The 25,725-nt window shown below is 57.4% G+C and carries 24 protein-coding genes, 1 pseudogene and 1 riboswitch; of the genes and pseudogenes, 16 read left to right on the forward strand and 9 right to left on the reverse strand.

Annotated elements, in window-relative coordinates; all coding sequences use genetic code 11:
* Positions 1 to 9: 9 nt before the first annotated feature.
* A pseudogene (locus BMZ32_RS19880) lies at positions 10 to 1,305 on the reverse strand (methyl-accepting chemotaxis protein); the annotation flags it as partial.
* A 170-nt stretch (positions 1,306 to 1,475) separates the two neighbouring features.
* Between BMZ32_RS19880 and BMZ32_RS15855 the strand changes: the two are divergent.
* Entirely contained in the window at positions 1,476 to 2,288 is an 813-nt protein-coding gene (locus BMZ32_RS15855) for a M48 family metallopeptidase (protein ID WP_090243706.1), read from the forward strand.
* Between the two features lie 71 nt (positions 2,289 to 2,359).
* On the opposite strand, the gene BMZ32_RS15860 is transcribed toward BMZ32_RS15855, so the two are convergent.
* The 4 genes from BMZ32_RS15860 to BMZ32_RS15875 form a co-directional block, all read right to left on the reverse strand.
* The gene (locus BMZ32_RS15860) at positions 2,360 to 2,803 is read right to left on the reverse strand and encodes a ketosteroid isomerase-related protein (RefSeq protein WP_090243708.1); all 444 of its coding nucleotides are present in this window, start codon (positions 2,801 to 2,803) and stop codon (positions 2,360 to 2,362) included.
* Positions 2,804 to 2,909: 106 nt separating this feature from the next.
* Complete coding sequence (locus BMZ32_RS15865) at positions 2,910 to 3,494, reverse strand: TMEM165/GDT1 family protein (protein ID WP_090243710.1); 585 nt, start codon at positions 3,492 to 3,494, stop codon at positions 2,910 to 2,912.
* A gap of 5 nt (positions 3,495 to 3,499) precedes the next feature.
* A riboswitch (yybP-ykoY riboswitch) is annotated at positions 3,500 to 3,708 on the reverse strand.
* Positions 3,709 to 3,739: 31 nt separating this feature from the next.
* Entirely contained in the window at positions 3,740 to 4,738 is a 999-nt protein-coding gene (locus tag BMZ32_RS15870; protein ID WP_090243712.1) for a class I SAM-dependent methyltransferase, read from the reverse strand.
* A 28-nt stretch (positions 4,739 to 4,766) separates the two neighbouring features.
* Positions 4,767 to 5,732, reverse strand: coding sequence for a 2-hydroxyacid dehydrogenase (locus BMZ32_RS15875; RefSeq protein WP_090243714.1), 966 nt, complete (start codon positions 5,730 to 5,732; stop codon positions 4,767 to 4,769).
* An 83-nt stretch (positions 5,733 to 5,815) separates the two neighbouring features.
* Between BMZ32_RS15875 and BMZ32_RS15880 the strand changes: the two genes are divergently transcribed.
* Positions 5,816 to 6,445, forward strand: coding sequence for a LysE family translocator (locus tag BMZ32_RS15880; RefSeq protein WP_090243715.1), 630 nt, complete (start codon positions 5,816 to 5,818; stop codon positions 6,443 to 6,445).
* A gap of 64 nt (positions 6,446 to 6,509) precedes the next feature.
* On the opposite strand, the gene smpB is transcribed toward BMZ32_RS15880, so the two are convergent.
* Positions 6,510 to 6,992, reverse strand: coding sequence for an SsrA-binding protein SmpB (gene smpB, locus BMZ32_RS15885; RefSeq protein WP_090243717.1), 483 nt, complete (start codon positions 6,990 to 6,992; stop codon positions 6,510 to 6,512).
* Positions 6,993 to 7,146: 154 nt separating this feature from the next.
* Here smpB and BMZ32_RS15890 point away from each other — a divergent pair, with 154 nt between their 5' ends.
* Genes BMZ32_RS15890 through BMZ32_RS15900 form a run of 3 tightly spaced genes read left to right on the forward strand, consistent with a single transcriptional unit; the run spans position 7,147 to position 9,332 of the window.
* Complete coding sequence (locus BMZ32_RS15890; RefSeq protein ID WP_090243719.1) at positions 7,147 to 8,550, forward strand: sodium-dependent transporter; 1,404 nt, start codon at positions 7,147 to 7,149, stop codon at positions 8,548 to 8,550.
* Positions 8,551 to 8,584: 34 nt separating this feature from the next.
* Positions 8,585 to 9,019, forward strand: a complete 435-nt coding sequence (locus tag BMZ32_RS15895; protein ID WP_090243721.1) for a type II toxin-antitoxin system RatA family toxin — start codon at positions 8,585 to 8,587, stop codon at positions 9,017 to 9,019.
* Positions 9,012 to 9,332, forward strand: a complete 321-nt coding sequence (locus BMZ32_RS15900; RefSeq protein WP_090243723.1) for an RnfH family protein — start codon at positions 9,012 to 9,014, stop codon at positions 9,330 to 9,332. Before BMZ32_RS15895 ends, BMZ32_RS15900 begins: the two co-directional genes overlap by 8 nt.
* Positions 9,333 to 9,396: 64 nt before the next feature.
* Here the strand turns inward: BMZ32_RS15900 and BMZ32_RS15905 are convergent, their stop codons facing one another.
* Positions 9,397 to 9,909 carry an outer membrane protein assembly factor BamE gene (locus BMZ32_RS15905; protein WP_090243725.1) on the reverse strand — a complete coding sequence of 171 codons (513 nt, stop codon included), beginning with the start codon at positions 9,907 to 9,909 and terminating at the stop codon, positions 9,397 to 9,399.
* A gap of 97 nt (positions 9,910 to 10,006) precedes the next feature.
* Here BMZ32_RS15905 and fur point away from each other — a divergent pair, with 97 nt between their 5' ends.
* Positions 10,007 to 10,411 (forward strand): ferric iron uptake transcriptional regulator, encoded by a 405-nt coding sequence (gene fur / locus BMZ32_RS15910; RefSeq protein WP_090243727.1) that lies wholly within the window; start codon positions 10,007 to 10,009, stop codon positions 10,409 to 10,411.
* A 62-nt stretch (positions 10,412 to 10,473) separates the two neighbouring features.
* Here fur and recN read toward each other — a convergent pair whose 3' ends face one another.
* On the reverse strand, positions 10,474 to 12,147 hold the full coding sequence (gene recN / locus BMZ32_RS15915) for a DNA repair protein RecN (RefSeq protein ID WP_090243729.1): 1,674 nt from the start codon (positions 12,145 to 12,147) through the stop codon (positions 10,474 to 10,476).
* Positions 12,148 to 12,302: 155 nt separating this feature from the next.
* Here recN and grpE point away from each other — a divergent pair, with 155 nt between their 5' ends.
* The 8 genes from grpE to BMZ32_RS15955 all read left to right on the forward strand — a co-directional run bounded on the left by grpE (position 12,303) and on the right by BMZ32_RS15955 (position 22,519).
* Complete coding sequence (gene grpE, locus BMZ32_RS15920; protein WP_090243731.1) at positions 12,303 to 12,872, forward strand: nucleotide exchange factor GrpE; 570 nt, start codon at positions 12,303 to 12,305, stop codon at positions 12,870 to 12,872.
* A gap of 101 nt (positions 12,873 to 12,973) precedes the next feature.
* Positions 12,974 to 14,890: a molecular chaperone DnaK gene (gene dnaK, locus BMZ32_RS15925; RefSeq protein ID WP_090243733.1), complete on the forward strand. Its 1,917-nt coding sequence runs from the start codon at positions 12,974 to 12,976 to the stop codon at positions 14,888 to 14,890.
* Positions 14,891 to 15,012: 122 nt separating this feature from the next.
* The gene (gene dnaJ, locus BMZ32_RS15930) at positions 15,013 to 16,140 is read left to right on the forward strand and encodes a molecular chaperone DnaJ (protein ID WP_090243735.1); all 1,128 of its coding nucleotides are present in this window, start codon (positions 15,013 to 15,015) and stop codon (positions 16,138 to 16,140) included.
* 72 nt (positions 16,141 to 16,212) lie between these two features.
* Positions 16,213 to 17,016: a 4-hydroxy-tetrahydrodipicolinate reductase gene (gene dapB, locus BMZ32_RS15935; RefSeq protein WP_090243915.1), complete on the forward strand. Its 804-nt coding sequence runs from the start codon at positions 16,213 to 16,215 to the stop codon at positions 17,014 to 17,016.
* Positions 17,017 to 17,225: 209 nt separating this feature from the next.
* A complete protein-coding gene (gene carA / locus BMZ32_RS15940; protein ID WP_090243737.1) occupies positions 17,226 to 18,374 on the forward strand; it encodes a glutamine-hydrolyzing carbamoyl-phosphate synthase small subunit in 1,149 nt (382 codons plus the stop codon).
* Positions 18,375 to 18,410: 36 nt separating this feature from the next.
* The gene (gene carB / locus BMZ32_RS15945) at positions 18,411 to 21,635 is read left to right on the forward strand and encodes a carbamoyl-phosphate synthase large subunit (protein WP_090243739.1); all 3,225 of its coding nucleotides are present in this window, start codon (positions 18,411 to 18,413) and stop codon (positions 21,633 to 21,635) included.
* Entirely contained in the window at positions 21,628 to 22,104 is a 477-nt protein-coding gene (gene greA / locus BMZ32_RS15950; RefSeq protein ID WP_090243742.1) for a transcription elongation factor GreA, read from the forward strand. The genes carB and greA overlap by 8 nt, the downstream gene beginning before the upstream one ends.
* On the forward strand, positions 22,082 to 22,519 hold the full coding sequence (locus BMZ32_RS15955) for a DUF4149 domain-containing protein (protein ID WP_090243744.1): 438 nt from the start codon (positions 22,082 to 22,084) through the stop codon (positions 22,517 to 22,519). The genes greA and BMZ32_RS15955 overlap by 23 nt, the downstream gene beginning before the upstream one ends.
* Before the next feature lie 64 nt (positions 22,520 to 22,583).
* Here the strand turns inward: BMZ32_RS15955 and BMZ32_RS15960 are convergent, their stop codons facing one another.
* Positions 22,584 to 22,895 (reverse strand): YhbY family RNA-binding protein, encoded by a 312-nt coding sequence (locus BMZ32_RS15960; protein WP_090243746.1) that lies wholly within the window; start codon positions 22,893 to 22,895, stop codon positions 22,584 to 22,586.
* A 101-nt stretch (positions 22,896 to 22,996) separates the two neighbouring features.
* Here BMZ32_RS15960 and rlmE point away from each other — a divergent pair, with 101 nt between their 5' ends.
* Both rlmE and ftsH read left to right on the forward strand, forming a co-directional pair.
* Complete coding sequence (rlmE, locus tag BMZ32_RS15965) at positions 22,997 to 23,620, forward strand: 23S rRNA (uridine(2552)-2'-O)-methyltransferase RlmE (protein ID WP_090243747.1); 624 nt, start codon at positions 22,997 to 22,999, stop codon at positions 23,618 to 23,620.
* Between the two features lie 180 nt (positions 23,621 to 23,800).
* A complete protein-coding gene (ftsH, locus tag BMZ32_RS15970) occupies positions 23,801 to 25,717 on the forward strand; it encodes an ATP-dependent zinc metalloprotease FtsH (RefSeq protein ID WP_090243749.1) in 1,917 nt (638 codons plus the stop codon).
* Positions 25,718 to 25,725 lie beyond the last annotated feature (8 nt).

A 25,725-nucleotide genomic window follows, 5' to 3' on the forward strand; every position in this document is an offset into this window, starting at 1 on the left:
CTGCAGCTTGCTTAGGAAGGTGTTAAAACCGAGTGCGATCATACCCAGCTCGTCCGCTCGGTCGGTCGTCAGGCGTTGAGTTAGGTCGCCTTCACCCTTGGCGATGTCATCCAACATCGCCACCATTTGTTTTAGTGGGCGGGCAATGCCGTAGCCAACAAACCACACCACTAATAAGCCAATAGTCGCAATCAGCAAGCCTACCAGCGCCATGCCCAGGGTGTCGGCCTCGCCTTGTGCATGGAGGTCGGCCTGCATGCTCTGTAGATCAGCCATGACGGTATTAACCGGGAGTATCAGCATGAGCACCCAGCGAGTATCGGTATCGCCAATGTTGAAGTTGAGAAACAGTTCGATGTGGTTCTTAGACGGGTCTTCTTGCTCGTCAATGTCATAGATGACTTGACCTGCAGTCATGCTTTGTAAGTTCGCCACTTCGTTAGCGTCGAGTAGCTCAGCGGCTGGGCTACCAAGCTTGTCCGGCGCTTGAGTCGACGCGACCAGGCGGCCATTACTCGCGATCAGCGCCATTTCCCCTGCGCCGTCATAGAGTTGGCTGTCTGCTTTGAGCAACAACTCCTGAATGAAGTTAACGGCTAGGTCTGCCCCGGCAATGCCACGGAATTGACCATTGACGAGAATCGGAGAAGTAAAGGAGGCGAGCATGATCATCTTGCCGCCGACTTCGTAGGGTGCAGGGTCAATCACGCAGGTTTTTTTGCTCTCTTTGGGGCAAAGGTAGTATTCGCCAGCGCGAACCCCAGTGGGGAGCAGCGTTTCGGTCTCCATATCGCCCAGGGCATCAATACCCAAGCTGCCATCGGCATTGCGGAACCACCATGGGTTGAAGCGCCCCGAGCCATCGTAGCCGTTGTCCTTTATACCGGCGTACACGTCATCATTGGCGTCGAAGGCATTTGGCTCCCAGCCGATATAACTGCCCAGCAGTTTAGGATTTTGTGCTGTGGTTTCGTGTACGAGGTTTGCCAGTTCTTCCCGGCTAATCGACAACAGCGGGCTGCCAGTGCTGTCCTGCATACCGAGCAGCGCGTTAATCCGCGCCAGGTCGGCAGTGATCTGTAGTGGTGCGTCCAGTTCACGCTGAATCTGCAAGACCTGCGCTTGCGCCAGTGCAGTCAAACGTTGCTGGATGACGTGTTCGAGTAGGCCGCGGGTGCGCTCCTGCACCAACTCCTGGCTTCTGCTGCTGGCAAAAAGTGCATACACCACAAGTGCAGCGACCACGGCGAGGACGCTCGCGCCGGCCATAGCAGCAACTGAAAATTGAATGGATTTAAGCTTCATGGATGCTCCGGCGAAATAGGGTGCTATCCATAGCTATCGGCAGGCTGGGATGGAATCCGTAGTGCCTGTATGCAGATAAAAGATGGCTTCAGCTGATTGTGCAAGTTCAGCTGTTGCTCGGTTGGAGGGGGCGGCCTAGCATACGAACCTTGTTCATCGGGAGATTCAGCATGAAACACTTGTTGCCATTATCTGCGCTGGCTGCGGCCTTGCTGCTGGCAGGATGCCAGGTCGTTAATACCACCAGTGGCGGCGCAGTAGGTGTCGAGCGCAAGCAGTACATGTTCAGCGCGCTCTCGACTCAAGAAGTTAATCAGATGTATGCGCAGTCCTATCAACAGACTCTGGGCGAGGCTTCCAATAAGGGGGTGTTAGATAAAACCAGCAACAACGCCAAGCGCCTGCGCACAATTGCCGACCGCCTGATCAAGCAGGCACCGCTGTTTCGTCCGGATTCGGCGCAGTGGCAGTGGGAAGTCAACCTGATCAAGAGCCCCGAACTTAACGCCAACTGCGGCCCGGGTGGCAAAATCATCTTCTACAGCGGCATCATCGAAAAGTTGAAGCTGACTGACGATGAGATCGCCGCGATCATGGGCCACGAAATGGCCCACGCCCTGCGCGAGCACAGCCGTGAGGCGATGTCCAAGGCCTACGGCATCGAGATGGCCAAGCAAGGCGCCGGCGCTTTGCTCGGTCTGGGCTCCGACACCCTGGCGCTGGCCGATGCAGCTGTGGAATACGGCATGACCCTACCAAACAGCCGTGGCAATGAGAACGAGGCTGACCTGATTGGTCTGGAGCTGGCGGCCCGCGGTGGCTACAACCCGAATGCGGCAGTCAGCCTGTGGCAGAAAATGGCGGCTGCCAGCGAAGGTGCACCGCCTGAGTTTATGAGTACCCACCCATCGTCAAACAGTCGGATTGCCTCTTTGCAGGCGGCGATTCCTAAGGTAATGCCGCTGTACGAACAGGCGCGTTAAGTCGCTGTAAGTACAAAAAGCCCCGTATGCATGCGGGGCTTTTTGTTTGGGTGGGTATCGTCTTTTCGCGGTTAAGGCAGGGCCTTAGCGGCAAAAGATTGAGTGGGCAGGCCCAACTGTGAACGGAAGCTTTCCATGTCGAACATGGTGCAAATTTCCTGGATTTCATGGCGTGGGGTGAGCGTCCAGAAGGCCATGGCTGAGATGCTCAGCACTTTGTCGCTGGGTTGATAGCCGAGTGCAGGCCGCTGGATGGTGCCGATCAGGGTGCTCCACGTGACAACTTTGTAGCCTTCGGCAATGCATTCCTCAACGACCACCTGCAGGTCGGGCATCGCGTGACGAATGCTCTGCACCATTTGAGAAAATGCTTGGCTGTCCAATGGTGTGCCGATAAACGAGCTTTTGTAGAGGAAGTCTTTGCTGTGCAGCTGCTCTGTCAGGGCAGTACGACCTTTATTCCATGACAGGTCGATGTGCTGGCGCACCCGTTTTTTTCGATCATCCAATGACATGCATGTCTCCCTGACTGTTGAGTGGACAAAGATTTTGCTCGCCTTAGCAGGCGCGTGGGCGCTGAGGCGTTAGCCAAAGCGCCAGCGTCCCGGCATGAGCTGTTTATCAAATCAGCCCGCTAAACTTCAAGGCCTGATAGCCCGTATACACAGCAAGAGCAGCAAAGGCCGTGGCTGCAAGGCGGCGAATAAGGGTTAAGGGCAGGCGTTCAGCTGCAAAATTGCCGGCTAAAACTACCGGTACATTGGCGACCAACATGCCGAGTGTGGTGCCGATGACGACGAGCAAGAAGTGCGGGTATTGCGCGGCCAGCATCACGGTGGCGATTTGGGTTTTGTCGCCCATTTCGGCGAGGAAGAACGCAATTAACGTGGTCAGGAACGGGCCGTAGCGTTTAAAGCTAGAACTTTCATCGTCATCTAGCGTGTCCGGAACCAAGGTCCACAGCGCTACCGCGACAAAGCTGGCGGTGAGCATCCAGCTGAGGGTGGCGGGGGAGAATAGGCTGGCGACCCAGTTGCCGATAGCGCCCGCTGCGAAATGGTTGGCCAAGGTGGCGACCACGATGCCGCAGATGATCGGCCACGGTTTGCGAAAGCGTGCGGCCAGAAGCAGGGCCAGTAATTGCGTCTTGTCGCCGATTTCGGCCAAGGCAACGATAAAGGTCGGGACAAATAAGGATTCGAGCATCAGGCGTTCCTAAAGGGGCGGGTCGACATGGCTATGACACGTACAGCCTCCCCGCCCCGGGTAAGGTGTGCGTGTCATAGGTCTGGTCAAACCGTAAGGCCACCTCAGTGGGCCTTGGATCGCACGCGCCATGCTCTGCTGAGCAAGTATGTTGACGCGTGCCGGGCGAGCTGGCGCTCGCGGGAGACTACTCCCCTAGGACGCGCGCATTTTGCCCCCGCCCCCGCGAGAGGGCAAGCCTCGAATCAGTCTTTGCAGGCGCGATAGATGCGAAAGCCCTTGGCATCGGCCAGAGTCTGGCAGGAGCCGAGGTGCTGCTCGATCAGCGGTGGATATTTAAGGAAGCTGTTGGCGACCAGGCGAAGCTCGCCGGTGCTGGTCAGGTGCTTGGCCGCCTGACGCAGCAAGTGCTCGGTGGCCTGGTAGTGGGTGTGCACGCCCTGATGAAAGGGCGGGTTGCTGAGGATTGCGCTAAGGCCTGTGGGGGCGGCATCAATGCCGTCACCGCTGATTACATCGGCCTGCAGGGCGTTAGCGGCCAGAGTCAGGCGGCTGCTTGCCACGGCAAAGGCGTCGACATCCAGCATCGTCACCTGGCTATCCGGGTAGCGACGTTTCAGCGCCGCACCGAGCACGCCAGCCCCGCAGCCGAAATCGAGGATATGGCCGTTTGGTAAATCGTCTAGATGTTCCAGCAGCAGCGCACTGCCGACGTCTAAGCGACCGTGGCTGAATACACCAGGCAAGCTGAGAACCTGCAGCGGCCCATCGGCCAAGGGGAGCTCGTAGCGTTGCGCCAGGCTGTGCAGGTCCGGCGTGGCCGGGCTGTGCTCAACCCTTACTTGCCAGAGCTGGCAGTGCCGCGCACTGTCGAGCTTGCGCGCCTGACCAAAAGCCGCCAGTTGTTTCGCTGCGCGTTCGATACCGGCGCGCTTTTCCCCGACCAGAAACAGCTCGCGACCGCCCATACGTGCGGCCAGGGCGTTGAGCAGGTACTCGGTGAGCTCGCGGGATTTCGGCAGAAACAACACGGCTGCCTGGACATCGCGTGCGGCAGGTTCGGTGCCAAAGTGGCAGCGACCACTAAAGCGCGTATCCAGCAGGCTGTGCTCACCGGCGTGCCAGCTCCAGCCGTGGGCCTCAGGAAAATGACCGAGCAGATCATCCGCCGGTAAACCGGCAAGCAGCAGCGGGCCGGTGAATAGATTGGCCTGACGCAGCAGTACTTCGCTTCGCGGGTCCATGGACGCTCCTGGAAAAAAGTCGCGTAGCTTAGCCGACTAGGCGCACAGGTGCGCCGTTGAAAAATGCCTGAGCGTTTTCAGTCAGCTGGCCAACGATGCGCTGCCGTGCCTCGCGGCTGCCCCAGGCGCTGTGCGGAGTGATGATCAGTCGAGGAATATCGGCGGCGAGCAGCACGTTGCCATCCTTGGGCGGCTCCTGGGTCAGCACGTCAGTGGCCGCGCCACCGAGGTGGCCGGCGCGCAACGCATCAGCCAGGGCTTGTTCGTTGACCAGGCCGCCACGCGCGGTGTTGATCAGCAAGGCGCCAGGCTTCATCAAGCTCAGCTCACGTGCATCGATAAGATTCAGGGTGTCGCTGTTCAGCGGGCAATGCAGGGTGAGTGCATCGACTTGTGGCAGCAGCTCATCCAGCGGTAGGCGGTCTGCGCGGGGCGGCCGGCCGGGTAATTGGCCGAGCAGCACGCGCATGCCAAAGGCTTCGGCCAGTGTGGCAACGGCACTGCCCAGTTCGCCATGGCCAAGCATGCCTAAGGTTTTGCCGTGCAGCTCGATGATCGGGTGGTCTAGTAGGCAAAATTGTTGCGCCTGTTGCCAGTGCCCGGCGCGAACATCCCGTTGATAATCCGGCAGGCGCGTGGCCAGCGCGAGCAGCAGCATCAAGGTGTGCTGCGCTACGGATGGCGTGCCGTAACCCTGACAGTTGCACACGCTGATGCCGTGGGCGCGCGCGGCGGCCAGGTCAATCGAGTTGATGCCGGTGGCTGCTACCAATATCAGCTTGAGCTCCGGGCAAGCGGCGAATACTTCAGCATTCAATGGCACTTTGTTGCTGATCGCCACCTGTACACCCTGTAGGCGTTCGATGGTCTGCGCCTGCGTGCTGTGTGGGTACAGTTGCAGGTCGTTAAAGCTGGCGCTTAGGCCGGATAGATCAAGATCGCCCAAGTCGAGTGAGCTGTGGTCGAGAAAGACGGCGCGGTGACTGTTACTCATCAGCTGTATCTATCCTGCGGCTTAAGGAGGGGAGTAAGGTTACGAGCCTAACAGAATCATTTCGATGCCGCGGAGCCGCCCTTATGTACTGGACTGAGTTTTTAGCTGTGGCGCTGATCCACTTGCTAGCAGTGGCCAGCCCGGGACCAGATTTTGCGATTGTGGTGCGCGAAAGCGTCGGTCATGGGCGGCGTGCCGGGATTTTCAGTGCGTTAGGCGTAGGCTGTGGGATTTTTATTCATGTGGCCTATTCGTTGTTGGGCATCGGCTTAATCGTGTCGCAATCGCTTGTGCTGTTCAATGCCTTGAAATGGTTGGCCGCCGCTTATCTGCTGTACATCGGTATTAAAGCGTTGCGGGCTAAACCGGCAAGTCCGAGCTCTGCTGAGCTGAATTTGGCCGAGGGCGTGCGTTCACCCCGTGCTGCCTTTGTTGCTGGCTTTGTGACCAATGGCTTGAACCCCAAAGCCACGCTGTTTTTCCTGTCGTTGTTCACTGTCGTGATCAATCCGCATACGCCGTTACTGGTGCAGGCGGGTTATGGGGCGTACCTAGCGCTGGCTACCGCCTTGTGGTTCTGCATGGTCGCCCAGCTGTTCAGCCACCAGCGGGTGCGCGCCGGGTTTGCGCGAATGGGGCACTGGTTTGATCGGTTGATGGGCACCGTATTGATTGGCTTGGGCGTCAAGCTGGCTTTCAGCGAATTGCGCTAAACCGCGCACTAACGAAAACGCCCCGCATCAGCGGGGCGTCTTTTCTGTGCAGACAGAGCGACACTCAGTCGTCTTTACCTTTAGTGCGCATCGCGCGCTGCACTTCGCGATCAGCATCGCGCTCTTTCTCAGTGTGGCGTTTGTCGAAGTCCTTTTTACCCTTGCCCAGGGCAATCTCGCACTTGATCAGGTGCGCCTTCCAATAGATCGACAGCGCTACGCAGGCATAGCCTTTCTGCTGCACGGCGCTGAATAGCTTATCCAGCTCACGCTTGTTCAGCAGTAGCTTGCGGGTGCGAATGGGGTCGGCAATCACGTGGGTGCTAGCCGTCGTTAATGGAGTGATGTGGCAGCCCATCAGCCAAGCTTCGTCGTTCTTCAGCAGTACGTAGCTGTCGACCAACTGAGCCTTACCAGCGCGCAGACTTTTCACTTCCCAGCCGGCCAGGACCAAGCCTGCCTCGAATCGGGTTTCGACGAAGTAGTCATGCATCGCTTTCTTGTTTTGCGCGATGGTGCCTTGCGGGTGTTTCTTTTGTTTAGCCATAGGGCGCGCATTATAGGGAGTCGCAGGCGAGGAAGCTATGTGTGCGATACGGCAAAAGCGCTCTCGGGTCGCCCAGCGTCGGCTGCGCTTGAGCCGCCCTGATGAATCCCCGACAATGCGCGATCTTTTTTAAATAGAGCGGGCTAAGCCGAGCATGGCGAACGATAAGGTTTCGATACACGGTGCCTGGGCCAGCCGTTGGGTGTTTATTCTGGCGGCGACCGGTTCGGCTGTCGGTTTGGGCAATATTTGGAAGTTCCCCTACATGACCGGCATGTATGGCGGCGGGGCTTTCGTGATGATGTACCTAGTGTGCATCTTTATGGTCGGCCTACCGATCATGCTCGCGGAGACGTTGATCGGTAGGCGCGGCCGGCAGAGCCCGGTGAACACCCTCAAGGCCTTGGCCATAGAGTCGGGCGCTTCGCCGAAGTGGTCTTGGGCGGCGTTGATGGGGATGATTGCCGCACTGCTTATCCTGTCGTTTTACAGTGTGGTAGCGGGCTGGTCGCTGGATTACATTCTCAGCATGGGCAGCGGGCAGTTTGCCGGTGTCAGTGCGGAGGGCGCGGGCGCGGCATTTGGCGCGTTGACCGCTGATCCATGGCGGCTGACCCTGTGGCATACGCTGTTTATGCTGCTGACCGGGTTTGTTATCGCCCGCGGTGTGGTGGCAGGTCTTGAGCGCAGCTTGCGCATCATGATGCCACTGCTATTTGTGCTCCTGTTGGTGCTGCTGGGGTACAGCATGACCACCGGGCACTTTATGCAGGGCTTCCACTTTCTGTTCAATTTCCAGCCAGATCGCGTTCTTGACGGTGTGTTGGCCGCCATGGGGCATGCCTTCTTCACTTTGAGCGTCGGCGTCGGCGCGATCATGGTCTACGGCTCTTATATGCCGAAGAATGCCTCGATTGGCAGCACCATTCTCACCGTCGGTATTCTTGATACCCTGGTGGCGCTTACGGCGGGTATGGCGCTGTTCCCCATTGTCTTCGCTGGTGGCCTGGAGCCAAGTGCAGGGCCCGGGCTTATGTTTGTCACCTTGCCTGTGGCGTTCGGCAATATCGCTTTCGGTCAGGTGATGGGTACGCTGTTTTTTGTTTTGGTGCTGATTGCCGCCTGGACCTCTTCTATCTCTATGCTGGAGCCGGCGGTGGCTTACCTGGTCGAGCGCAGCAAGCGCAGCAGGGTGCTGGTAACCAGTGTGCTGGCATTTGTGTGCTGGGTGATCGGTATGGGTACGGTGCTGTCCTTCAACCTCGGCGCTGAGGCGAAGTTCTTTGTGTTTAGCGATGACGGCTTTCATTTGTTCCAGTGGGGCGCGGAGGGTGGTCGGAATTTCTTCGACAGCATCGATTATCTGACCAGTCGTATTCTGTTACCGCTCGGTGGCCTGTCTTTTGCCGTATTTGCCGGTTGGGTGCTCAAGCGTGAGGCGGTGCGTGAAGAGCTGGCGATGAAGAGCCCGTTGCTGTTCAACCTGGTGTACTGGTTTATTCGTGTGGTCGCGCCGATTGGCGTACTAATTGTGTTTGTCGCAGAGCTGAGTAAATGATCATCTGCATCCTGTTTAGCCAAGTGGTTGGGTTATGAGTACGCATATTCAACGCTCGGCGTTGTTGCCGTATCCGGCGCGAGCGCTGTTCGACCTGGTCAATGATGTGGCCAGCTACCCACAGTTTTTGCCCTGGTGCTCAGCCAGTGAGGTGCTTGAGGTCAGTGATACTCACATGCGCGCGAGTCTGGCAGTGGCTAAGGGTGGCATGAGCCAACGCTTTGTCACCGCCAATATCCTGATACCTGGCGAGCGGATTACCTTGAACCTAGTCGAAGGGCCGTTCACTCAGCTTTATGGGCATTGGGAGTTCAAAGCGTTGGGCGACAAGGCTTGTAAAATCAGCCTGGACCTGACCTTTGACTACGCCGGTCCGCTGGTTCGGGCAACGCTCGGGCCATTGTTTAACCAGGCCACCAACACTCTGGTTGATGCCTTCTGCCAAAGGGCTAAGCAACTCCATGGATAAGCCAAGCATCGTGGTTGAGGTGGTGTACGCCCTGGCTGACAAGCAGAAGCTGCTGCGTCTTGGCGTGCCCTATGGCACTACGGTGCGGCAGGCCGCGTTGCAGTCCGGCATGCAGGCGCACTTTTCCGGCCTGGACCTACACAACAGCCCGCTGGGTATTTTTGGCAAACTTGTGGGTAAACCGGATGAGCGAATACTGGAGGAGGGCGAACGAGTGGAAATCTATCGCCCGCTGATTGCCGACCCCAAAGAAGTGCGTAAGCAGCGTGCGGCCAAAGCGGCGCAAGCCAAAGCCGACGGTGCCGAGCATTAAGCGCTGAGGGCTAGCGGAGCATAAAAAAGCCCGGACATGTCCGGGCTTTTTATCAGCACAATTATTACTGCGGTGAGTTTTCCAGCGGTTCTGGCGTAGGTACAGGTATGACTTTCACATCGTCCACTTCGCGCTGAATCTGTTCAAGCAGTGAGCCCGGTGCAGGTTTCTCTTCAGCCTGTTGTGCGGCCTGCGGAGTGGTTACGCCGCTACCTTCACCGAGTATGGCCTGATCACGGCTTACACCTGGCATAAAGTCACCCGACAGGCCGACAAGTTGATCGTCAGCACCGAAGTTCACGCTAACGCGCTCTTGCAGGCGCTGGCCGCCACCGGGCTGGATGCTGTAGAGATAATCCCAGCGGTTGGCGTGGAATGTGTCGGTCAGCAGGGGGTTGCCCATGATAAACCGCACTTGCTTGCGGGTCATTCCCGGACGCAACTGGTCTATCATGTCCTGCGTGACGACATTGCCCTGTTGGATGTCGATTTTATAAACCCCGGGGAATGAACAACCGGCGAGTGCGAGTAGCCCCGTAAGGGAGAGGCTGGTCAGCAGGAGTTTGGTCTTTTGCATCGGTGGGCGACTTCCACTATCTTGGCTGGGCAATATAACCCCGGATCATACCCGCATTAAAGGAAGCTGCGAAGCCGCTTCCGTGAGAAAGCAGACCATGGTTGAAAATAGCGAACTACGCAAGGCTGGCCTGAAAGTGACCCTGCCACGGGTCAAAATACTGCAAATGCTCGACTCCACTGATCAACGTCACATGAGTGCCGAAGACGTTTACAAGGCACTGATGGAGTCGGGCGATGATGTGGGGCTGGCCACCGTATATCGGGTGTTGACGCAGTTTGAGGCGGCAGGCTTAGTGGTTCGTCATAACTTCGATGGCGGTCATGCGGTCTTCGAATTGGCGGACAGTGGCCATCACGACCACATGGTTTGTGTCGACTCGGGTGAGGTGATCGAATTCTTCGATGCTGAGATCGAAAGACGCCAGAAAGAAATTGTTAAAGAGCATGGTTTCGAGCTGGTCGATCACAATCTTGTGCTCTATGTGCGCAAGAAGACCTGACCCCAGGCTTACACAATAAAGGCGACCCGAGGGTCGCCTTTATTCTTTCTGCGCAGCCTCAGTCAGGCTTGGGCGCTGCCGACCATTTGTCGCGCATGGGCCAATGATTCTTCGGTTAGGTCTACGCCGCCGAGCATGCGGGCGATTTCCTCGACGCGCTGCGCTGCGCTGAGTTTGCTGACAGCGGTTCGCGTGGCATCGCTTTCGCGGACCTTGTGCACGAACAGATGCTGATGCCCTTGCGCCGCGACCTGCGGCAGGTGCGTCACGGTGAGTACCTGGCCGCGCTCACCAAGCTTGCGCAACAGCTGCCCGACCACTTCAGCGGTGGGGCCGCCGATACCAACGTCAACTTCATCGAATACCAGGGTGGGTACGCGTGAGGTTTGCGCGGTGATCACCTGGATCGCCAGGCTGATGCGCGACAGTTCGCCGCCTGAGGCGACCTTGGCCAGGGCTTTCAGCGGCTGACCTGGGTTGGCACTGACCAGGAACTCGAGTTGCTCCAAGCCATTAGGGTGCGGCTCATTGTTGCTGTTAGCGCTCAGCTTGATGGTGAAGCGTCCGCCGGGCATGCCGAGGGTTTGCATCTCGACTTCTACCGCGCTAGCCAATTGGCTGGCAGCGTTATTGCGTAGGCTGCTGAGCTCCTCCGCTTTTTCCTGATAATGCCGTTCAAAAGCGGCTAGCTCCTGGCTCAGTCGCTCGGTCGCTTGGTCGTCGGCGTTGAGGCTCTCTAGTTCTTCAAATAATTGCTGCTGCATTGCGCCCAGCTCACTGGGTTGAATGCGGTGCTTGCGTGCCAGGGTGTAGATCGCGTCCAGGCGCTCTTCCATTTGCCGTAACCGCTCAGGGTCGGCATCGAAGTGGTCGAGAAAGCGGTTCAGCTCGCCAACGGCTTCTTCGACCTGGATTTGCGCGCTGGCGAGCAGGTTGGTGGCTTCACTCAGCGCGCCTGGCTGGCCTTGAAAGGTGCCAAGGCGAGTGAGGCTATTGGTCAGAGCGGACAATACGTTGCCGGCATCATTCTCGCTGCATTGCTCAATCACCAAGCGGCAGGCGCTGAGCAGGCTTTCGGCATTGGTCAGGTTTTTGTGTTCCTGCTCAAGCTGCTCCAGCTCATCTTCGCCGAGAGCCAGATTATCCAGCTCTTCGAGCTGGTAGCTGAGCAGCTGATGACGGGCGCGCTGCTCGTCGCCGAGGCTAGAGATCCGTTGCAGTTCATTCTTGGTTTGTTTCCAGCGCTGCGCGGCGAGTTGCACTTGGCGCGCCAGCTCCTGGCTGCCCGCGTACTCATCAAGCAGACGGCGGTGCGTTTCTGGCTTGAGCAGGGATTGATGCTCATGTTGGCTGTGGATATCGATCAACAACTCACCGAGTGCTTTGAGATCGCCTTGAGGGCAGGGCGAGCCGTTGATGTAGCCGCGTGAGCGACCTTCGGCAGTGATGACGCGGCGCAAAATGCACGGGCCGTCGTTGTTCAAGTCTCGCTCGGCCAGCCATGCGCGGGCTTCCGGGATGTCATGCAGGTCGAAGCTGGCGAGGATGTCCGCTTTGTCGGCGCCGGGGCGCACCACGCCGCTGTCGGCGCGATCACCCAGGGTCAGGCCGAGGGCGTCGAGCATGATCGATTTGCCGGCACCGGTTTCCCCGCTGATTACGCTCATACCAGCGTCCAGCTCTAGATCAAGGTGTTCAACGATGGCGTAGTTGTGTACGGACAGGTGCACCAGCATGGCGAGGGCCTCCCAAGTTCATGTCTGGTTATTTATACAGTGTTTTTTTGTGAGCTGACAATCCGTCTGTTGTCCTTGAAACGATATTTTTTGACCCCATATAGCCGTCAGAGATGTGAGTTAAGGCTCGCGTCGCAATTCAAAAGGAGAGACGCATGGCTGACGAACAGACCCTGGATACGCAGAACCCCGATTTACAAACGGCTGCTGAGGCCGCTGCGGGTGATGACTTGGTTGCCCGCGTGCAAGCGCTGGAAGAGCAACTGGCCACTGCGCAGGATCAGTCGCTGCGCATGGCTGCCGATCTGCAAAACGTGCGTCGCCGCGCGGAGCAGGATGTAGAGAAAGCGCACAAGTTTGCGCTGGAAAAATTCGCCAACGATTTGCTGCCGGTATTGGATAGCCTGGAGCGCGGCCTTGAGCTGTCGAGCCCGGATGATGAGGCGATCAAGGCAGTGCGTGAGGGCATGGAACTCACGCTCAAGCTGTTCCTCGACACCCTCAAGCGTTTCCAATTGGAGGCCATTGATCCCCATGGTGCGCCATTCAACCCTGAGCACCATCAGGCCATGGCGATGCAGGAAAGCACCCATGTCGAGCCCAATAGCGTGCTTAAGGTGTTCCAGAAGGGCTTTATGCTCAATGGCCGTCTGCTGCGTCCCGCCATGGTGGTGGTCAGCAAGGCGCCGGTAGACGCGCCACCCTCGATTGATGAGCAGGCTTGAAATTTATTAAGCTGCCCCCATTAAACAGTCAAGCGTTTTAGTGCTGCCACTGCTAACAACTAACTAGCAGCGGAATTATCAAAGTTTCGGGAGAGTAAAATATGGGCAAAATTATCGGTATCGACCTGGGGACAACCAACTCCTGCGTCTCCGTTCTTGAAAATGGCAAAGCCAAAGTTATTGAAAACGCCGAAGGCACGCGCACCACGCCGTCGATCATCGCTTACGCCAACGATGGTGAAATTCTCGTCGGTCAGTCGGCTAAGCGTCAGGCAGTGACTAATCCGCATAACACGCTGTACGCGGTAAAGCGTTTGATCGGCCGCCGCTTCGACGAAGAAGTTGTGCAAAAAGACATTCAGATGGTGCCGTACAAGATCTCCAAGGCTGACAACGGCGACGCTTGGGTTGAAGTAAATGGCCAGAAAATGTCGCCGCCGCAAATCTCGGCTGAAATTCTGAAAAAGATGAAGAAAACTGCCGAAGACTACCTCGGCGAGCCAGTGACCGAGGCGGTTATCACCGTGCCGGCTTACTTCAACGACAGCCAGCGTCAGGCGACCAAAGACGCCGGTCGTATTGCTGGTCTTGATGTTAAGCGCATCATCAACGAGCCAACTGCTGCTGCGCTTGCTTACGGTATGGACAAGGCCAAGGGCGACCACACTGTGATCGTTTATGACCTGGGTGGCGGCACCTTTGACGTCTCGGTGATCGAGATCGCTGAAGTTGATGGCGAGCACCAGTTCGAAGTGTTGGCCACCAACGGTGACACCTTCCTCGGTGGTGAAGACTTTGACATTCGTCTGATCGACTACCTCGTCGACGAATTCAAGAAAGAAACCGGCATGAACCTTAAGGGTGACCCGCTGGCCATGCAGCGCCTGAAAGAAGCCGCTGAGAAGGCCAAGATCGAGCTGTCTTCGAGCAATTCGACCGACGTCAACTTGCCGTACATCACTGCAGACGCCAGCGGTCCTAAGCACCTCAATGTGAAAATCTCCCGCGCCAAGCTGGAAGCGCTGGTAGAAGACCTGGTTCAGCGCACCATCGAGCCTTGCCGTATCGCTCTGAAAGACTCCGGCATCGACGTTGGCGCAATCAACGACGTGATCCTGGTCGGCGGTCAGACCCGCATGCCGCTGGTGCAGAAGCTGGTAACCGAGTTCTTCGGTAAAGAAGCGCGTAAAGACGTTAACCCGGACGAAGCGGTCGCCATGGGTGCTGCTATCCAGGGCGCTGTATTGTCGGGCGACGTGAAAGACGTGCTGCTGCTCGACGTGTCGCCGTTGACCCTGGGTATTGAAACCATGGGTGGCGTGATGACTGCGCTGATCGAGAAAAACACCACGATTCCGACCAAAAAATCGCAGGTGTTCTCCACTGCCGATGACAACCAAGGTGCAGTGACCATCCACGTGCTGCAGGGCGAGCGCAAGCAAGCCACTGGCAACAAGTCGCTCGGTAAGTTTGATCTGGCCGAAATTCCGCCAGCGCCGCGTGGTGTGCCACAGATCGAAGTGACCTTCGACATCGACGCCAACGGCATTCTGCACGTGGGCGCCAAAGACAAGGCCACGGGTAAAACGCAGTCCATCGTGATCAAGGCCAACTCCGGTCTGTCCGAAGACGAAATCGCGCAGATGGTGCGTGATGCTGAAGTTAACGCCGAAGAAGATCGCAAGTTCGAAGAGCTGGCCGGTGCACGTAACCAAGGCGACCAGTTGGTTCACGCGACTCGCAAGATGATTGTTGAGGCGGGTGACAAGGCTACTGCTGACGAGAAGGCTGCCATCGAAGCGGCGCTTAGCGCGCTGGAAGTAGCGGTGAAGGGCGACGATAAAGCTGAAATCGAAGCCAAAATGACCGCGCTGTCCGAAGTGACGGCTCCGCTGGCGCAGAAGATGTACGCCGAGCAGCCGCAGCCAGGCGCGGCCGAGCAAGGTGCAGAGCAAGCACAAGACGCCGGTGACGACGTAGTTGATGCTGAATTCGAAGAAGTCAAAGACAACAAGTAAGCGCAAGCTTATGCCGCTTTGGCCGGGAGTGACGCGAGTTGCGCCCGGCATGATTCGCCGCGCGGGAGCTTGCTCCCGCGTTGGCGTGTCTGGAGTAGACGATTTTAAGGTGTTGAAGACTTATGGCTAAACGTGACTTTTACGAGGTGCTCGGTGTTGAGCGGGGTGTCAGTGAGGCGGAGCTGAAAAAAGCTTACCGTCGCCTGGCCATGAAGCACCATCCAGACCGCAATCCTGACGATAAGGCCTCGGAAGAGAAGTTCAAGGAAGCCAACGAGGCTTACGAAGTACTCTCCGATGCCGCCAAGCGCTCGGCGTACGATCAATACGGGCATGCCGGTGTTGATCCGCAGATGGGTGGCGGTGGCGGCCCGGGTGGGGCGAACTTCTCCGATATCTTCGGTGATGTATTCAGTGACTTCTTCGGTGGCGCCGGTGGTCGTGGTGGTGGTCGTGGTGGCGCCCAGCGTGGCAGCGATCTGCGTTACACCCTGGAGCTGGATCTAGAAGAAGCGGTGCGCGGCACCACAGTCACTATTCGTGTGCCGACGCTGGTCAATTGCAAACCATGCGATGGCTCAGGCGCTAAGAAGGGCACCACGCCAGTCACCTGTACCACCTGTGGTGGTATCGGTCAGGTGCGTATGCAGCAGGGCTTCTTCTCGGTGCAGCAAACCTGCCCGCGTTGCCACGGCCAAGGCAAGATGATCACCGATCCTTGCGGCTCCTGCCACGGCCATGGCCGAGTAGAAGAGCACAAGACTCTGTCGGTGAAAGTCCCTGCTGGCGTTGACACCGGCGACCGTATCCGTCTGACGGGTGAGGGTGAGGCCGGTGCTATGGGTGGCCCGGCGGGCGATCTGTACGTGGTGGTGAATGTGCGCGAGCACGCGATCTTCCAGCGTGACGGCAAGCATCTGTACTGCGAAGTGCCGATCAGCTTTGCCGATGCAGCCTTGGGCGGCGAGTTGGAAGTGCCAACCCTCGATGGCCGGGTCAAACTGAAAATTCCGGAAGGCACGCAGACCGGCAAGATGTTCCGTCTACGCGGCAAGGGAGTGGCGCCGGTACGTGGTGGCGGTGCGGGTGACTTGATGTGCAAGGTGGCGGTGGAAACCCCAGTCAAGCTTGACAAGCGTCAGCGTGAACTGCTCGATGAGTTCCGCAAAACCCTGGAAGGTAATAGCTCGCACTCGCCCAAAGCCAATGGCTGGTTCGAAGGCGTGAAGCGCTTTTTCGGCGATCTGTAAACACCCGTGAAAGGCGGCGTCGGCCAGGTTTTGCGGGCCGCCGCCTGTTGCGACAGCTTGGAGCTGAATGCTATGCAACGAATTGCTGTGATGGGCGCCGCAGGGCGCATGGGCAAAACCCTGATTGAAGCCGTGCAGCTGGCGGATGGCGCCTGCCTGAATGCTGCAATTGATCGTGCTGATAGCAGCCTGGTCGGTGCGGATGTCGGTGAGCTGGTCGCGCAGGGCAAGATCGGTGTCAACCTGGTCGGTGATCTGAGCGCGGTGCTCGATCAGTTCGATGTGCTGATCGACTTCACCCATCCTTCGGTCACCCTGAAAAATTTGGAAGTCTGTCGTCAGGCGGGTAAGGCCATGATCATTGGCACCACCGGCTTTTCGTCGGAGGAAAAACAATTGCTGGCGGATGCTGGCAAGCAGATTCCGATCGTGTTTGCCGCTAACTTTAGCGTCGGCGTTAATCTTTGCCTGAAGCTGCTGGACACTGCCGCGCGGGTGCTGGGAGATGATGTTGATATCGAGATTATCGAAGCCCATCACCGCCACAAGGTCGATGCGCCGTCTGGCACCGCCTTGCGCATGGGTGAAGTGGTTGCCAATGCTTTGGGGCGTGACCTGCAAAAAGTTGCGGTCTATGGACGTGAAGGCCAGACCGGTGCGCGTGAGCGCGAGACCATCGGTTTTGCCACGGTGCGCGCGGGAGATGTGGTCGGCGATCACACCGTGCTGTTCGCTGCTGAGGGTGAGCGCGTGGAAATCACCCACAAAGCATCGAGCCGCATGACCTTTGCTAAAGGCGCGGTGCGCGCCGCGCTGTGGTTGCAGGGGCGTCAGCCTGGACTGTACGACATGCAGGACGTGCTGGGTCTCAACTGAGGCGGTTTGTCGCAGGAATGACTTTTGCCTGGGTATTGCTCGCATCTGGCAGTGGACCGAAAAGGCACATTCCTGTAAGCTTTCTGCTTTAGTGTGTCCACTAAAGTTGCGCAGAATGAATCAGATAAAAAAGCGGGGTGACGGTGCATACGTCATCCCGCTTTTTTACAATCTGCGTTTGCTTCACGATTTGATCTCCGGAGGTTTTCTTGAGTAAGCCAGCCCTTAAACCTGCCATTTTGGCTCTTGCTGATGGCAGTATTTTTCGCGGCGAGGCCATCGGTGCCGATGGCCAAACTATTGGAGAGGTGGTTTTTAACACCGCCATGACCGGCTATCAGGAAATCCTTACCGATCCTTCCTATGCCCAGCAAATCGTTACCCTGACCTATCCGCACATCGGCAACACCGGCACCACGCCGGAAGACGCTGAGTCCAATCAGGTCTGGGCCGCAGGCCTGATCATTCGTGACCTGCCGCTGACCTCCAGCAACTGGCGTAACAAGCAACCGCTGGATGAATACCTGAAAGAGAACGGCACGGTCGCTATCGCCGGTATTGATACTCGGCGGCTGACTCGCATTCTGCGCGAGAAAGGTTCGCAGAACGGCTGCATTCTGGTCGGTGACGACGCCACTGAGGAAAAAGCCCTCGAGTTGGCGCGAAGCTTCCCAGGCCTCAAGGGCATGGACCTGGCCAAAGTGGTCAGCTGCACTGAGCGTTACGAATGGCGCTCCAGCGTGTGGAATCTTGAAAGCGACAGTCACCCAGATATTCCGGCCAGCGAGCTGAAGTATCACGTGGTGGCCTACGACTACGGCGTTAAGTGGAACATCCTGCGCATGCTTGTTGAGCGTGGTTGCCGCGTCACTGTAGTACCGGCGCAGACGCCTGCTGCTGATGTGCTAGCGCTGAATCCCGATGGTGTGTTCCTGTCCAATGGTCCGGGTGACCCCGAGCCGTGTGATTACGCGATTAGCGCCATCAAAGAAGTGCTGGAAACCGACATTCCGGTATTCGGCATCTGCCTGGGTCACCAGCTGCTGGCCCTGGCCTCCGGTGCCAAGACCCTGAAAATGGGCCATGGCCACCACGGCGCTAACCATCCCGTCCAGGATATAGACAGCGGTGTGGTGATGATTACCAGTCAGAACCACGGTTTTGCCGTAGATGAAGACAGCTTGCCGAGCAATCTGCGCGCGATTCACAAATCGCTGTTCGATGGCTCCCTGCAGGGCATCGAACGTACCGACAAGGCTGCGTTCAGCTTCCAGGGGCACCCTGAAGCGAGCCCCGGCCCAGCCGATGTGGCCCCGCTGTTTGACCGCTTTATCGAAACCATGGCCAAGCGCCGTTAAACCCGTCGACTGCCCCCAGGATTCGAGAGAAAGAACATGCCAAAACGTACAGACATAAAAAGCATCCTGATCCTCGGCGCTGGCCCGATCGTTATCGGCCAGGCCTGCGAGTTCGATTACTCTGGTGCCCAGGCGTGTAAAGCGCTGAAAGAAGAGGGCTACCGCGTCATTCTGGTGAACTCCAACCCCGCGACCATCATGACTGACCCGGCCATGGCCGACGCCACCTACATCGAGCCGATCAAGTGGTCCACCGTGGCCAAGATCATTGAGAAGGAGCGTCCAGACGCCCTGCTGCCAACCATGGGTGGCCAGACCGCGCTGAACTGTGCGCTGGACCTGGAAAAGCATGGTGTGTTGGAGAAGTTTGGCGTTGAGATGATCGGCGCCAACGCAGACACCATCGACAAGGCTGAAGACCGTTCGCGCTTCGACAAAGCGATGAAAGACATTGGCTTGGCCTGCCCGGTTTCCGGCATTGCACACAACATGGAAGAGGCCTACGGCGTGCTGGAGAAGGTTGGCTTCCCCTGCATCATCCGTCCGTCCTTCACCATGGGCGGCACCGGTGGTGGCATCGCTTACAACCGTGAAGAGTTCGAAGAAATCTGCGCCCGCGGTATCGATCTGTCGCCGACCAGCGAGCTGCTGATCGATGAGTCGTTGATCGGCTGGAAAGAATACGAGATGGAAGTGGTCCGTGACAAAAAGGACAACTGCATCATCGTCTGCGCGATCGAAAACTTCGATCCAATGGGCGTGCATACTGGTGACTCGATCACCGTGGCGCCCGCGCAGACCCTGACTGACAAGGAATACCAGATCCTGCGTAACGCCTCCTTGGCGGTACTGCGTGAGATCGGCGTGGAAACCGGCGGCTCCAACGTGCAGTTCGGCATCTGCCCGAACACTGGCCGTATGGTGGTGATCGAGATGAACCCGCGCGTGTCGCGTTCCTCTGCACTGGCCTCCAAGGCCACCGGCTTTCCGATTGCTAAAATCGCCGCCAAGCTGGCCGTGGGTTACACCCTTGATGAGCTCTCCAACGACATCACCGGCGGCCGCACCCCGGCTTCGTTCGAGCCGGCCATCGACTACGTTGTGACCAAAATCCCGCGTTTCGCCTTCGAGAAGTTCCCTAAAGCCGACGCGCGCCTGACCACCCAGATGAAGTCTGTGGGTGAAGTCATGGCTATCGGTCGTACTTTCCAGGAGTCCCTGCAGAAAGCGTTGCGTGGCTTGGAAGTGGGCGTTTCGGGCCTCGATCCGATGCTCGATCTGGCTGATCCCGAAGTCGAAAGCACCCTGCGCCGCGAGCTGACCGTGCCCAGCGCCGACCGCATCTGGTACATCGGTGATGCTTTCCGTGCGGGCAAGACCGTGGCCGAAGTGTTTGAGCTGACCAATATCGATGAATGGTTCTTGGTGCAGATCGAAGACCTGATCAAAGACGAAGAGCGGATCAAGACGCTGGCCCTGTCCAGCATCGACCGTGATGCCATGTACAAGCTCAAGCGCAAAGGCTTCTCCGATATTCGCCTGGCCAAGCTGCTGGGTGTGACCGAGAAAACCCTGCGCAGCCAGCGCCATAAGCTCAAGGTGCTGCCGGTTTATAAGCGCGTTGACACCTGCGCGGCTGAGTTCGCCACCGACACCGCCTACATGTACTCGACCTATGAGGAAGAGTGCGAGGCCAACCCGTCGAGCCGCGACAAGATCATGATCCTTGGCGGTGGCCCTAACCGTATCGGTCAGGGTATCGAGTTCGATTATTGCTGTGTGCATGCGGCGCTGGCGCTGCGTGAAGATGGTTACGAAACCATCATGGTCAATTGCAACCCGGAAACTGTCTCGACCGACTACGACATCTCTGATCGTCTGTATTTCGAGCCGGTGACCCTGGAAGACGTACTGGAAATTGTCCGTGTCGAGCAGCCGAAAGGTGTGATCGTGCAGTACGGCGGCCAGACGCCATTGAAGATCTGCCGCGCCTTGGAAGAAGCAGGCGTGCCGATCATCGGTACCTCGCCTGACGCGATCGACCGCGCTGAAGACCGCGAACGCTTCCAGCAGATGGTGCAGCGCCTGGGCCTGCGTCAGCCGGCCAACGCCACTGCGCGTAGCGAAGATGAAGCGCTGGCGCATTCGAAAGTGATTGGTTATCCGTTGGTGGTACGTCCGTCCTATGTGCTGGGCGGTCGTGCGATGGAGATCGTCTACCAAGAAGACGAGCTCAAGCGTTATATGCGCGAAGCGGTAAAAGTGTCGAATGACAGCCCGGTACTGCTCGACCACTTCCTCAACTGCGCCATCGAAGTCGATATCGACGCGGTGTGCGATGGCGAGACCGTGGTAATCGGCGCGATCATGCAGCACATCGAGCAGGCTGGTGTGCATTCCGGCGATTCGGCGTGCTCACTGCCGCCATACTCGCTGCCGGCGCATATCCAGGACGAGATCCGCGATCAGGTCAAGAAAATGGCCTTGGAGCTGGGTGTGGTTGGTCTGATGAACGTGCAGATGGCTGTGCAGGGCGAGGATATCTTCGTTATCGAAGTCAACCCACGCGCCTCGCGTACCGTGCCGTTCGTCTCCAAGTGCGTCGGTGTCTCCTTGGCCAAAGTGGCTGCCCGTGTAATGGCGGGCAAGTCGCTGGCTGAGGCTGGCTACGCCAAAGAGATCATCCCGCCGTATTTCAGCGTGAAAGAAGCGGTGTTCCCGTTCGCCAAGTTCCCAGGTGTTGACCCGATCCTCGGCCCAGAAATGAAGTCCACTGGTGAAGTCATGGGCGTGGGTGACACCTTCGGCGAGGCCTTCGCCAAAGCCCAGTCGGGTGCCAGCGAAATTCTGCCGAACACCGGTTGCGCTTTTATCAGTGTGCGTGAAGACGACAAGCCAGAAGCCGTGCAAGTCGCTCGCGATCTGGTCGCGCTGGGCTTCGAAGTGGTGGCCACTGCCGGTACTGCCAAAGTGATCGAGGCGGCTGGTTTGCCAGTACGCCGCGTGAACAAGGTGACTGAGGGACGTCCGCATGTGGTCGACATGATTAAGAATGATGAAGTCACCCTGATCATCAACACCACCGAAGGTCGTCAGTCCATCGCCGACTCCTACTCCATTCGTCGTAACGCCCTGCAGCACAAGATCTATTGCACCACCACCATTGCGGCGGGGCAGGCGATCTGTGAAGCGCTAAAGTTCGGTCCCGAAAAGACCGTACGTCGCCTGCAGGATCTGCATGCAGGAATCAAGCATGACTAAATACCCTATGACCGTTCAGGGCGCTCGCGCGCTTGAAGAGGAGCACGCCCACCTGACTAAGGTGCTGCGGCCCAAGCTAAGTCAGGAAATTGGCACCGCGCGGGAGCTCGGTGACCTCAAGGAAAACGCTGAATACCACGCCGCCCGCGAGCAACAGGGGATGGTCGAGGCGCGTATCCGGGATATCGAAGGCCGTATGCAAAATGCAGTGGTTATCGATGTCACGACTATCGCGCATACCGGTAAGGTGATTTTCGGTACCACAGTAGAAATCGCTAATTGCGAAACCGATGAAAGCGTCACTTACCAGATCGTTGGTGAGGATGAGGCGAATATCAAGCAACGCAAACTGTCAGTCGGTTCACCGATTGCCCGTGCCTTGATTGGTAAGCAAGAAGGGGATGTGGTTGTAGTGCAGACCCCGGGCGGTGCGATCGAGTACGAAATTGTCGAGGTTCGTCATATCTAAGTCAGGTACGCGTGACGCTGGTGCAATCAGCTGGCTGTTGGCCCAGACGCTTTGGGTTGGCGGCCTCTGGCTGTTGCATTTTTTGCTGTTGCCGGCGATTACCAAAATCGGCTTGGCGTCGCTGCTGGTCGATGAGATTGCTAATGCCTTGCGCCCGCTGCTGGTTGGCCTAGCGGCCGTTTGCGCAGGGTTGCAGGTGTTGGTGTTGATTCGTGCCGAGCGACTGGCAAGCCTGTGGCGTGATGCCCGTGGGCAATTATTGTTAGTCGTAGTGGTGATGGCGGGGAGTTACTTCGCTGTAGCCAGGCTGCTTGAGGCTGAGCTGTGGCTGATGTTCAGTTATCTGGTCATGGCCTTTTGCGGCCTGTTGCTGGTCTTACAGCCAGTGCCGCAAAAACTCAGGCGTCAGCTTTAGCGGTAAGATTTAAGTCGAAAGGTAGTTGCAAAGGCGCTGAGCGCGCCTTGCGGCGGCTGATAAATCAGCCGTGGTTACGGTGAACGTTAGACAGGTTCTTGTTCACTTTTGGGTTTTTGCGGTAGATCAGCGCCATTTTGCCAATCACCTGAACCAAGTCGGCTTTGCCGGCTTTGCACAGTTCATTGATGGCTGTCAGGCGGCTTTCGCGCTCAGTGATGCGCAGTTGTACTTTAATCAACTCGTGGTCGCTCAGTGCGCGCTCCAGCTCAGCCTGTACACCTTCGGTTAAACCGTTGTCAGCCACGATCAATACAGGCTTCAAGTGGTGGCCGATAGTTTTGAATTGTTTCTTCTGCTCTTGAGTGAGCGGCATAATCTTATTCCTGCATTTAATCTGGTAAAAACGGCGATTAGTTTACCCGAGCGTCTTCGGGACCGCCCAGATATTCATTCGTTGCACATTCGAGGTATTGCGTGGCCCGTTCCAAAACCAGTCAAGGTTGGCTGAAAGAGCATTTCAACGACCCCTACGTCAAAATGGCGCAGAAGGACGGCTATCGTTCGCGCGCCAGCTACAAGTTGCTGGAAATTCAGGAGAAGGATCGCATTCTCAGGCCTGGTATTACTGTGGTTGATCTTGGCGCAGCACCAGGCGGTTGGTCGCAGGTTACCAGTCGGGTGATCGGCGACAAGGGTCGCTTGATCGCATCGGACATCCTCGAGATGGACAGTATTCCGGATGTGACCTTTGTCCAGGGCGACTTTACTGATGACGCGGTATTTGCGCAGATCCTTGAGGCCATCGGTGAGCACCCGGTAGACCTTGTGATTTCCGATATGGCCCCCAATATGAGTGGGGTAAGGGAGTCGGATCAGCCGCGTGCGATGTACTTGTGCGAGTTGGCGCTGGATTTGTCGACTCGGGTACTGCGTCCGGGCGGTGATTTTCTGATCAAGATCTTCCATGGTGAAGGTTTTGATGAGTACCACAAGCAGGTGCGTCAGTTGTTCGACAAGGTACAGATGCGTAAACCGCTGTCCTCGCGAGACCGTTCCCGTGAGCAATATATGCTGGGGCGTGGTTATCGTGGCCAGTGATACCTTAGGCTGCTGATGGATCTGTTGTGCGACTGTTGCGGCCTGAAATAAATAAAGGGTTACAGACAGCGTCTGCCAGGGGTGGGCGTTGTGTAGTAAGTTAGATCGGTACATAACTGGTCGTCATGCGAAGCGCGCTTCAGCACGGGGCCTGCTTCAGAGGGTAGCTAATTGAACGACATGGCAAAGAATTTAGTCCTGTGGCTGATCATCGCCGCCGTTTTGGTAACGGTGATGAACAATTTTTCCAGCCCGGCTGAGTCGAATAAACTCAATTATTCGCAGTTTATCCAGCAGGTTCAGGATGGCGGCGTTAAGCGAGTGACAGTTGATGGTTTCATCATTAGCGGTACTCGTAGCGATGGTTCATCGTTCGAGACGGTGCGTCCAGCGATTCAGGACAATGGTCTGATTAAAGACCTGATGGACAATAATGTAGAGATCGTCGGCAAGCAGCCGGAGCAGCAGAGCATCTGGACGCAGTTATTGGTCGCCAGTTTCCCGATTTTGGTGATCATTGCGGTGTTCATGTTCTTCATGCGTCAGATGCAAGGCGGCGCGGGCGGCAAGGGCGGGCCGATGAGCTTCGGCAAGAGCAAGGCGCGCCTGCTTTCGGAAGATCAGGTTAAAACCACCTTTGCTGACGTCGCCGGTTGCGACGAGGCGAAAGAGGAAGTCAGCGAGCTGGTCGAGTTTCTGCGTGATCCGGGCAAGTTCCAGCGCCTCGGTGGGCGTATCCCGCGCGGTGTGCTGATGGTTGGTTCGCCGGGCACCGGTAAAACCTTGCTTGCTAAGGCTGTTGCTGGCGAAGCCAAAGTGCCGTTCTTTACTATCTCTGGTTCGGACTTCGTGGAAATGTTCGTTGGTGTCGGCGCGTCCCGTGTGCGCGACATGTTCGAGCAAGCCAAGAAGCACGCTCCATGCATCATCTTTATTGATGAGATCGACGCCGTTGGTCGCCATCGTGGCGCTGGCATGGGCGGTGGTCACGACGAGCGTGAGCAGACCCTCAACCAGTTGTTGGTAGAGATGGATGGTTTTGAAGCAAATGACGGCATCATTGTGATTGCGGCTACCAACCGTCCAGACGTACTCGACCCTGCATTGCTGCGTCCAGGTCGTTTCGACCGTCAGGTTGTGGTGAGTCTGCCGGATATTCGAGGGCGCGAGCAGATTCTCAAAGTTCACATGCGTAAAGTGCCGATGGGCGAAGATGTTGCGCCGGCCGTTATTGCGCGTGGTACGCCGGGCTTCTCTGGTGCTGATCTGGCCAACTTGGTCAACGAGGCCTCGTTGTTTGCTGCGCGCTCAGGTAAGCGTGTGGTCGAGATGAAGGAGTTCGAGCTGGCTAAAGACAAGATCATGATGGGTGCCGAGCGCAAGACCATGGTCATGTCGGACAAAGAGAAGCTCAATACGGCCTTCCATGAAGCCGGTCACGCGATTGTCGGGCGCCTGGTGCCTGAGCATGACCCTGTCTACAAGGTATCGATCATTCCGCGCGGCCGCGCGCTGGGCGTAACCATGTTCCTGCCTGAGGAAGACCGTTACAGCCTGAGCAAGCGCGCGCTAACCAGCCAGATTTGCTCGTTGTTCGGCGGCCGGATTGCTGAAGAAATGACTCTGGGCTTCGATGGTGTCACCACTGGTGCATCAAACGACATCATGCGCGCCACCCAGCTGGCCAAGAACATGGTCACCAAGTGGGGCTTGTCGGAAAAACTCGGTCCGCTGATGTATGCGGAAGAAGAGGGTGAAGTGTTCCTTGGGCGCAGCATGGGCAGTAACCAGAGCAACGTTTCTGCGGATACCGCCAGGGTGATTGACCAGGAAATACGCAGCATAATCGACGGCTGCTATGCCACCGCTAAGAACCTGTTGCAAGAGAATCGCGACAAGCTGGACGCGATGGCGGCGGCGCTGATGAAGTACGAAACAATCGACGCCGAGCAGATCGAGGACATCATGAATGGCCTCACGCCGCGCGAGCCGAAAGGCTGGCAGGGCAGTGACGACAATAACAGTACGCCGAGTGCGCCTGTTGAAGTTGCGGAGTCTGCGGAAAAACCAATCGGTGGCCCTGCCGCCGAAGTCTAAGGTTCTCC

Origin of the sequence: Pseudomonas guineae (assembly GCF_900113745.1) — a bacterium.
Taxonomy (GTDB): domain Bacteria; phylum Pseudomonadota; class Gammaproteobacteria; order Pseudomonadales; family Pseudomonadaceae; genus Aquipseudomonas; species Aquipseudomonas guineae.